At 75.0% G+C, this 5,917-nt stretch carries 6 protein-coding genes; 5 read left to right on the forward strand and 1 reads right to left on the reverse strand.

Annotated features, from left to right (window positions below; translation table 11 throughout):
• Window positions 1-9: 9 nt before the first annotated feature.
• Entirely contained in the window at window positions 10-807 is a 798-nt protein-coding gene (locus tag NX794_RS00700) for an SAM-dependent methyltransferase (protein WP_258775968.1), read from the forward strand.
• Between the two features lie 30 nt (window positions 808-837).
• Here NX794_RS00700 and NX794_RS00705 read toward each other — a convergent pair whose 3' ends face one another.
• On the reverse strand, window positions 838-1,692 hold the full coding sequence (locus NX794_RS00705) for a Cof-type HAD-IIB family hydrolase (protein WP_258775969.1): 855 nt from the start codon (window positions 1,690-1,692) through the stop codon (window positions 838-840).
• A gap of 182 nt (window positions 1,693-1,874) precedes the next feature.
• Here NX794_RS00705 and NX794_RS00710 point away from each other — a divergent pair, with 182 nt between their 5' ends.
• The 4 genes from NX794_RS00710 to NX794_RS00725 are packed head-to-tail and all read left to right on the forward strand — an operon-like array spanning window position 1,875 to window position 5,854.
• Window positions 1,875-2,684, forward strand: coding sequence for an SAM-dependent methyltransferase (locus NX794_RS00710; RefSeq protein WP_258775970.1), 810 nt, complete (start codon window positions 1,875-1,877; stop codon window positions 2,682-2,684).
• A 41-nt stretch (window positions 2,685-2,725) separates the two neighbouring features.
• Window positions 2,726-4,129: a type I glutamate--ammonia ligase gene (locus NX794_RS00715; protein WP_258775972.1), complete on the forward strand. Its 1,404-nt coding sequence runs from the start codon at window positions 2,726-2,728 to the stop codon at window positions 4,127-4,129.
• A 2-nt stretch (window positions 4,130-4,131) separates the two neighbouring features.
• Window positions 4,132-5,310, forward strand: a complete 1,179-nt coding sequence (locus NX794_RS00720) for an amidohydrolase family protein (protein ID WP_258775975.1) — start codon at window positions 4,132-4,134, stop codon at window positions 5,308-5,310.
• A 16-nt stretch (window positions 5,311-5,326) separates the two neighbouring features.
• Window positions 5,327-5,854 (forward strand): NUDIX hydrolase family protein, encoded by a 528-nt coding sequence (locus NX794_RS00725; RefSeq protein ID WP_258776383.1) that lies wholly within the window; start codon window positions 5,327-5,329, stop codon window positions 5,852-5,854.
• The last annotated feature ends 63 nt before the right edge of the window (window positions 5,855-5,917 follow it).

The raw sequence follows: 5,917 nt of genomic DNA on the forward strand, positions 1-5,917 counted from the left end.
AGCAGCAGGGTGACGGGGACCCGGCCGGCAGTACAGCGCATCGACACCACCCGGCCGCATCCGGCCCGGGTCTACGACTGGTTCCTCGGCGGTAAGGACAACTACCCCGTCGACGAGGAACTGGGCCGCCGCATCGAGGCGATCGACCAGGGCGCCGCCCGTGCCGCGCGCGCCAACCGGGCGTTCATGCACCGGGCCACGCGCGCGCTGGCCGCGGACGGCGTCCGGCAGTTCCTGGACATCGGCACCGGCATCCCCACCGAGCCCAATCTGCACCGGATCGCCCAGTCCGCCGCGCCCGACGCCCGCGTGGTCTACGTCGACAACGATCCCATCGTGCTCGCCCACGCGGGCGCGCTGCTGCGCGGCACCCCGGAGGGCGTGACCGAGTACGTGCAGGCCGACGCCCGGGACCCGGACACCATCCTGGAACGCGCCGGTGCCGTCCTGGACCTCGGCCGGCCGGTCGCCCTCTCGCTGATCGCGCTGCTGCACTTCGTCGCCGACGACGACGGCGCCCACACCCTGGTGTCCACCCTGGTCGACGCCCTCGCCCCGGGCAGCTGCCTGGTGCTGTCGACTCTGACGGCCGACTTCGAGCCGGAGCACGTCCGCGAGGGCGTCGCCGCCTACGCGGCCGGGGGCGTCACCCTGGTGGCCCGCACCCGCACCGAGGTCACCGCCTTCTTCGACGGCCTGGATCTGCTCGACCCCGGCGTCGTCCCGGTCGACGGCTGGCGGCCCGGGGAGGCGACCGCGGAGCGGGGGCCGGTGTCGCTGTACGGCGGGGTCGGCCGCAAGCCGTGACCGGCTAGCGGCCGGGCGAGCCCTGACCCGTCACAGGCCGAGCACCCGGGCGATGGTGCGCGGCACGCCCTCCTCGTTGTTGGACGGGGCCAGGTGGCGGGCCCGGGCCAGGACCTGCGGGTGGGCGCCGGCCATGGCGAAGGACCAGTCGGCGGCGTCGAGCATCTCCAGGTCGTTGAGGTAGTCGCCGAAGACCATCGTCTGCGCGGGCGTGATGCCGAGTGCCCGCTGGAGGCGGCGCAGGGCGGTGCCCTTGTTCGCGGTGCTGTTCATCACGTCGACCCAGTGCTCGCCGGAGACGACGACCTGGTGCGTGGCGGCGAAGCCGGCCAGTGCCGGGGCGGTGGAGCGCTCGGCGGGGCCGAAGTCGAACACCGCGACCTTGATCACCTCGTCCTCGACGGCGGTGACATCGTCCACGACCCGGTGCTCGGCATAGTACGTGCGCACCTCGGCGAGGAAGGCCTCGTCGGCCCGCTCGACGTACGCCGACCGCTTGCCGCACACCACGGCGCCGGCGTCCACGCCGTCCGCGACGAGCCGCCGTACCGTGCGCGCGACGTCGGCCGCGACGGTCCGCTCCAGCGGGTCGGAACTCAGCTCCACGCCGTCGCGGACCACGTAGGTGCCGTTCTCCGCGATGAACACCATGCCCTCGGCGACGTCCGCGAACTGCCGGGCCAGCGTGGCGTACTGGCGGCCGCTCGCCGGGCTGAACAGCACGCCGCGCCGGCGCAGTTCGGCGAGCAGCGGCCACAGCGCCTCGGGTAGGCGTTTCGCGTCGTCCAGCAGCGTGCCGTCCATGTCGGTGACGACCAGCCGGATGTCGGCGGCCCCGGCGGGCAGGTGCTCGGCGTCGGTCAGGGGCGTGGGCGTGGCGGGCATGCGCGGCTTCCGGTCGGGGGCGGGGTACCGCACCAGTGTCGCCGACCGGGCGGGGCGCCCGGTGCCGGGGTCCGGAACGTCCCGGCGCTCCCGGAACCGCCCGTGGTGCGCGTTTCCCGGGACAGGTCGATCACCGGGCGGCACAATGACGGCGTACCAGCGTGTGCGGAAGGGGCGGCGACGTGACCGAAGGGCATCCTCCGACGGCGGGCGCGGGCCGGCTGAACACGTCCGTGGCGCACAACGCCCGGGTGTGGAACTACTGGATCGGCGGCAAGGACAACTACCAGGTCGACCAGCGGGTCGGCGAGCAGGTGGCGGGGATGTTCCCGGTGATCCGGGCAGTGGCCCGCGCGGACCGGGGGTTCCTGGCACGGGCGGTCGGCTTCCTGACCGCCGAGCGCGGCATCCGGCAGTTCCTGGACATCGGCACGGGCCTGCCCACCGTGGACAACACCCACGAGATCGCCCAGCGCCTCGCGCCCGAGTCCCGGATCGTGTACGTCGACAACGACCCGATCGTGCTGGTGCACGCCCGCTCGCTGCTCACCAGTTCCCCGCAGGGCGTCACCGACTACGTCGACGCCGACGTGCACGACCCGGAGGGCATCGTGCAGCGCGCCGCCGAGACGCTGGACCTGTCCCGGCCGGTCGGGGTGATGCTGCTGGGCATCCTGAACTTCGTGCTGGACACCGACGAGGCCCGCGAGATCGTGCGGAGGCTGGTGGCGGCGGTGCCGTCGGGCAGCCACCTGGTCCTCACCCATCCGACGTACGACGCGGACGTGGGCGGTGAGGGCAACGTGCCGGCGATGGAGTTCTGGAACGCCCACGCCACCCCGCCGATCACCGCCCGCACCCGTGCCGAGATCGCCTCCTTCCTGGCGGGCCTGGACCTGGTGGAGCCGGGTCTGGTGCCGTGCTCGCGGTGGCGCGCCGAGCCGGGCGCGGGAGCCGTACCGCAGTTCGGCGCGGTGGCCGTGAAACGCTGAACCGGCACCGCCGTACCGCCGAGCTTGCCGAGGAGGACGTGATGACCAGCCTTGCCGACCCCGTGCCCGGCGGGCGCCCGGGCGAGCCGGGCCGGGCCGCCGCGCTCACCGCGGAGCTGACCGAGCGGGGCGTGCGCGGCATCGTGCTCGCCTACGTCGACACCGCGGGCGTCACCCGGGTGAAGACGGTTCCGACGGCCCGGCTGGAGTCGGCCGTGACCCGGGGTGTGGGCATGTCCCCGGTGTTCGACACCTTCCTCGCCGACGACTCGGTCGTCACCACGGATGTGCTGGGCGGCCCGGACGGTGACCTGCGGCTCTATCCGGACCTCGACCGGCTGGTGGTGCTGGCCGGGCAGCCCGGCTGGGCCTGGGCGCCGGTGGACCGGATCAGCCAGGAGGGCGAGCGGCACCCCGGCTGCGCCCGGACCTTCCTGCGCCGCACCGTCGCCCGCGCCGCCGAGCGGTACGGCCTCGCGTTCCGGGCGGCGATCGAGGTCGAGTGGGCGGCCGGGCTGGACTCGGCGCCGCCCGGGGAGTTCGTGCCGGCGGTGTCCGGCCCGGCGTACGGGGCGATCCGGCAGGTGGAGCTGGGCGACTGCGCCGCCGACCTGCTGGCCGCGTTCGCCGCCCAGGACGTGGCCGTCGACCAGGTGCATCCCGAGTACGCCGCCGGGCAGTTCGAGGTCTCGGTGGGGGCGCTGGACCCGGTGGCGGCGGCCGACCGCAGTGTCCTGGTGCGGCAGACGATCCGGGCGGTGGCCCGGCGGCACGGCCTGCGGGTGTCGTTCGCGCCCGCGGTGTCGGCCGAGGGCGTCGGCAACGGCGGCCATCTGCACCTGTCCTCCTGGCGCGACGGGCGGAACCTGCACGCGGGCGGCGAGCGCCGGTACGGCATGACGCCCGAGGCCGAGTCCTTCGCGGCCGGGGTGCTCGCCCGCCTGCCGGCGCTGACGGCCGTGACCGCGCCCAGCCCCGCCAGCTACCTCAGGCTGCGCCCCTCCCAGTGGGCGGGGGTGTTCACGGCCTGGGGCCACGAGACCCGGGAGGCCGCGCTGCGGATGGTCACGGGCACGTCCGGCCGCGCGGACCAGGACGCCAACATGGAGGTCAAACCGGTCGACCTGGCCGCCAACCCGTATCTCGCCCTCGGCTGTGTGATCGCCGCCGGCCTGGACGGGGTGGACCGGGGCCTGTCGCTGCCCGAGGAGATCACCGGCGACCCGGCGCGCCACGGCCCGGACGAGGCGGCGGCCCGGGGCGTCCGGCGGCTGCCGCGCTCGCTGCCCGAGGCCGTCGAGGAGTTCCGCGCGGACGAGGTGCTGCGGGCGGCGCTGGGCCCGGTCCTCGCGGACGCGGTGATCGCCGTACGGCTCGGCGAGGCCGCAGCGGTGGCCGGGTTCGACGACGCGCGGGTGGCGGCGGCCTACCGCTGGGTGTACTGACGATGGCCCCCGGCACCGGACCGGTCCACGAGGCCCTGGCCGCACTGCCGCTGGTGGACCACCACTGCCACGGCGCGGTGACCGCCGACCTCTCCCCCGAGGCGTTCGCGTCCCTGCTCACCGAGGGCGCGGCCTGGCCGGGCGTCTCCCCCTGGGACACGCCCGCCGGGCTGGCCGTACGGCGGCACTGCGCGCCCCTGCTCGACCTGCCCCGGCACGCGCCGCCCGAGGCGTACCTGGACCGGCGCACGGCCCTCGGGCACGCGGAGGCCGGGCGGCGGTTCCTGACGGCGGCCGGGGCCGAGGTGTTCTGCGTGGACACCGGGTACGCCCCGCACCCCCTGACCTCCCCCGCCGAACTGGCCCGCGCGGCCGGCGCCGCCGCCTTCGAGGTGGTGCGCCTCGAACAGCTCGCCGAGGCGGTCGCCGCCCGGGGCGTGGAGCCCGGGGAGTACGCGGCCGTCTTCCGCTCGGCCGCCGAGGACGCGGTGCGCCGCCCGGACGTGGTCGCGGTGAAGTCGGTGGCCGCCTACCGCACCGGCTTCGCCCTGGATCCGCGCCGCCCCGCCGACGCCGAGGTCACCGAGGCCGCCGCCCGCTGGCTCACGGCGGGCGGGCGCCTGACGGACCCGGTCCTGGTACGGCACCTGCTGTGGACGGCCGTCGAGCTGGGGCTGCCCCTGCAACTGCACACCGGCTTCGGCGACGCCGACCTGCGTCTGCACCACGCCGATCCCGCCCTGCTCACCGACTGGCTGCGGCTGACCTCCGGCACCGTCCCGGTCCTGCTGCTGCACTGCTGGCCCTACCACCGGCAGGCCGCCTATCTGTCGGCGGTGTTCGAGCAGGTGTACCTGGACGTCGGGCTCGCCCTGCACCACACCGGCCCGGCCCGCTGCCGCGCGGTACTGGAGGAGGCCCTGGAGATCACCCCGTTCCGCAAACTGCTGTACAGCTCCGACGCCTACGGTCTGGCCGAGTTCCACCACCTGGGCGCCCTGTGTTTCCGGGGCGCCCTCGCCGGTCTCCTCCAGGACCGGGTGGACGCCGACGAGCTGACCCTGTCCGACGCCCTGCGCATCGCGGCCTGGACGGGCCGCGACAACGCCCGCCGACTGTACGGACCGCCCGTATCCGAACCGGCCTCCGACCCCAGCGGACGCCCCACCCGGAAAGTATGATCAAGCAATGTCTGACATGACCGAGACCACGCCCGGCTGGCTGACCACGGACGAGCTGGAGATGGCCAGGGCCCGGATGCCGATCCTCTACGTCGAGGCCGTGCCGGTGCGCGTGGACGACAGCGGCGAGGTCACCAGCATCGGGCTGCTGCTGCGCATCGGCCCGGACGGCACCGTCAACCGCACCCTGGTGTCCGGCCGCGTCCTGCACCACGAGCGGGTCCGCGACGCCCTGCTGCGCCACCTGGAGAAGGACCTCGGCCCGGTGGCCCTGCCCCGGGTACCGGCCTCGCTGCAGCCGTTCACGGTGGCCGAGTACTTCCCGACGGCCGGCATCACGCCGTACCACGACCCGCGCCAGCACGCGGTGTCCCTCGCCTACATCGTGCCGGTGACCGGTGACTGCCGGCCCCGCCAGGACGCCCTGGACCTGGTCTGGTTCAGTCCGCAGGAGGCGGCCTCCGTCGCCCTGCACAGCGAGATGCCGGGCGGGCACGGGGTGCTGCTGAAGCAGGCGCTGGCGCATGTGGGTCTGACGTACTGAGCCAGGGGTCCCGGCGCGGGCCGCCCGCGCCGGGGCCCGGACTTCCCGCCGCCGAGCGACGGG

It is taken from the genome of Streptomyces pyxinicus, from assembly GCF_024753135.1.
GTDB classification, from domain to species: domain Bacteria; phylum Actinomycetota; class Actinomycetes; order Streptomycetales; family Streptomycetaceae; genus Streptomyces; species Streptomyces pyxinicus.